This is a genomic window from Klebsiella sp. TF21-TM (assembly GCF_019753495.1).
Classification (GTDB): Bacteria; Pseudomonadota; Gammaproteobacteria; order Enterobacterales; family Enterobacteriaceae; genus Klebsiella; species Klebsiella quasipneumoniae.
In genome coordinates this window covers 1-2,853 of sequence record NZ_JAIJYL010000079.1, presented here as the reverse complement: position 1 = coordinate 2,853, position 2,853 = coordinate 1, and the positions used below count along the sequence as shown (strand labels likewise).

The 2,853-nt window shown below is 55.2% G+C and carries 3 protein-coding genes and 2 tRNA genes; 2 read left to right on the top strand and 3 right to left on the bottom strand.

Annotated elements, in window-relative coordinates; translation table 11 throughout:
* Window position 1 precedes the first annotated feature (1 nt).
* Window positions 2-77, bottom strand: a tRNA-Val gene (locus tag K5R89_RS26815).
* Window positions 78-336: 259 nt separating this feature from the next.
* On the opposite strand from K5R89_RS26815, the gene gltX reads away from it, so the two are divergent.
* Window positions 337-1,755, top strand: a complete 1,419-nt coding sequence (gene gltX, locus K5R89_RS26810) for a glutamate--tRNA ligase (protein WP_004202014.1) — start codon at window positions 337-339, stop codon at window positions 1,753-1,755.
* 52 nt (window positions 1,756-1,807) lie between these two features.
* Here gltX and K5R89_RS26805 read toward each other — a convergent pair whose 3' ends face one another.
* Both K5R89_RS26805 and K5R89_RS26800 read right to left on the bottom strand, forming a co-directional pair.
* Complete coding sequence (locus K5R89_RS26805) at window positions 1,808-2,200, bottom strand: YfeC-like transcriptional regulator (RefSeq protein ID WP_023290586.1); 393 nt, start codon at window positions 2,198-2,200, stop codon at window positions 1,808-1,810.
* A gap of 3 nt (window positions 2,201-2,203) precedes the next feature.
* A complete protein-coding gene (locus K5R89_RS26800; RefSeq protein WP_004202017.1) occupies window positions 2,204-2,557 on the bottom strand; it encodes a YfeC-like transcriptional regulator in 354 nt (117 codons plus the stop codon).
* A gap of 219 nt (window positions 2,558-2,776) precedes the next feature.
* Between K5R89_RS26800 and K5R89_RS26795 the strand changes: the two genes are divergently transcribed.
* Window positions 2,777-2,852 (top strand) — tRNA-Ala (locus tag K5R89_RS26795).
* Window position 2,853 lies beyond the last annotated feature (1 nt).

The following is a 2,853-nucleotide window of genomic DNA, read 5'->3' as shown; positions in this document are numbered from 1 at the left end:
GTGGTGGGTGATGACGGGATCGAACCGCCGACCCCCTCCTTGTAAGGGAGGTGCTCTCCCAGCTGAGCTAATCACCCCCGCTGTGTGGAGTCGCATTATAGGGAGAGTTGAAAATGAGTCAACGCCTTTTCTAAAGAATTCGTTCGTTCGTCGTAAAATTAAACAAAGCGATCGCAAAAGCGGCGTCATAGCATGATTTATAAACAAAAACGGCAAACCGCGACGTTCCGACGGGAACAACATTGAGGAATCAGCCCACGGTGTTAGAATATTGACCCATAATTTCCACCGGACATTGCCGGCTATCGGCATCTTTATTAAACGTAAGGCCAATTCATGAAAATCAAAACTCGCTTCGCGCCAAGCCCAACCGGCTATCTGCACGTTGGCGGTGCGCGTACTGCTCTCTATTCCTGGCTTTTTGCCCGTAACCACGGCGGTGAGTTTGTACTGCGTATTGAAGACACCGATCTCGAACGCTCCACCCCGGAAGCAATTGAAGCCATCATGGATGGCATGAACTGGCTGAATCTGCAATGGGACGAAGGTCCCTATTACCAGACTAAACGTTTCGATCGTTATAACAACGTGATCGATGAGATGCTGGAAGCCGGTACCGCTTATAAATGCTATTGCTCAAAAGAGCGTCTGGAAGCGTTGCGCGAAGAGCAAATGGCGAACGGTGAGAAGCCGCGTTACGATGGACGCTGCCGCCATAGCCACGAGCATCATGCCGATGATGAGCCGTGCGTGGTGCGTTTCGCCAACCCGCAGGAAGGGTCGGTTATTTTTGACGATCAGATCCGCGGACCTATCGAGTTCAGCAACCAGGAGCTGGACGATCTGATCATTCGCCGTACCGATGGTTCCCCGACCTACAACTTCTGCGTCGTAGTGGATGACTGGGACATGGCGATCACCCACGTGATCCGTGGTGAAGATCATATCAACAACACGCCGCGCCAGATCAACATCCTTAAAGCGCTGAATGCGCCGGTGCCGGTATATGCGCACGTATCGATGATCAACGGCGACGATGGCAAGAAACTCTCCAAACGCCACGGGGCGGTCAGCGTGATGCAGTATCGCGACGATGGCTACCTGCCGGAAGCGCTGCTGAACTATCTGGTGCGTCTGGGCTGGTCCCATGGCGATCAGGAGATCTTCACCCGCGAAGAGATGATCGAGTTCTTCTCGCTGGGGGCGGTCAGCAAATCCGCGAGTGCGTTCAACACCGACAAGCTGCTGTGGCTGAACCATCATTACATCAATACGCTGCCGGCGGAGTATGTGGCGACGCATCTGCAGTGGCATATTGAGCAGGAAAATATCGATACCCGCAACGGTCCGCAGCTGGCCGAGTTGGTGAAGCTGCTGGGCGAGCGTTGCAAAACGCTGAAAGAGATTGCCCAGAGCTGCCGCTACTTCTATGAAGAGTTCGCTGAATTCGACGCCGACGCGGCGAAGAAACATCTGCGTCCGGTAGCGCGTCAGCCGCTGGAAGTCGTCCGCGACAAGCTGGCGGCGATTAGCGACTGGACGGCGGAAAACGTCCACCACGCGATTCAGGCGACCGCTGATGAGCTGGAAGTGGGCATGGGTAAAGTCGGTATGCCGCTGCGCGTGGCCGTTACCGGTGCAGGGCAGTCTCCTGCGCTTGACGTTACCGTCCATGCAATCGGCAAGTCCCGTAGCGTAGAGCGTATCAATAAAGCGCTGGCTTTTATCGCTGAGCGCGAAGGCCAGGCGTCCTGACGGGGACGTAGATGATAAAACGGCAGGATACCCCTGCCGTTTTTTTTGTCTGTTACGCCGGGCTGGCGATGCCGAGGCGGGCAAGAAAACCGCTAATCCCTTCCCGGGCCAGCAGGTCGCGGAGCTGCAGCTGTTCTGCCGGAGTCATCAGTTGCAGGGTTTCTGTGATTTGCCGCCAGATCGCGTCCGCTTCATTGACCAGGTAAGCGCCTGGCGATTCCGCGAGATGATTGTCGCTAAACAGATGGCGTCTGGCGGGAATGTTCGTCAGAAACTCGCGCACCGGTTGGTCGATGACCACCAGCCGCGCTCGGCCTCCTTTGACGCCGGGTATCGTTTCCGTGCGCCATTTCTTCTCACGAACCCAGCGATTGATCGTTTGTCTCGCCAGCCCCAGGCAGTCGGCAAGCTCTGCGGGCGTCATTTTATCTTTTAGTTTCATCATGGTTTACCGATCGCGGATCCCTAACCGAAGCAGTAACCCGGTGATCCCCTCGCGTAACAGCAGCGACATAAGCTGCTTCTGCTCGCTGGGAGTGAGTTCTTTACAGAGGGTCAGCAGCAGCGATTCCAGATCGCTGTCGTGGGGAGAATAGGTGCCGGGCGTCTCCGCCACGCGCTGGGCGCTGCGGATAAACTCCCTGACTTGCTCATTGACATGGACCAGGCGCGCCTTACCGCCCTGGACGCCAGGCCGCGGAGAGGTCTGCCAGCCTTCTTTCCGCACCCACTTATTGATAGTTTGCCGGCTGTAGCCGGTCAGATGGGCGATTTCTTCAGGTGTCATTCGTTCCTTGAGCATACTATTTCCTGAGTAAATGTATGGGAATTAGCTGTCCATGTTATAGCATCCTTTTACTGGAAAAGGTGACCTGTTTAACTTCTGGCTGCGATAAGGCTCGCAATCTCAGCAGGTTGCCTGCTTTTTCAGCGATTGAATCAAGAAGGATAATTTTGCCGTTGACACCTGAGCGAGGAATTCATATTATGCCGCCCGTCAACACGACACGCTTTACGTTACGGGGCTATAGCTCAGCTGGGAGAGCGCTTGCATGGCATGCAAGAGGTCAGCGGTTCGATCCCGCTTAGCTCCACCAA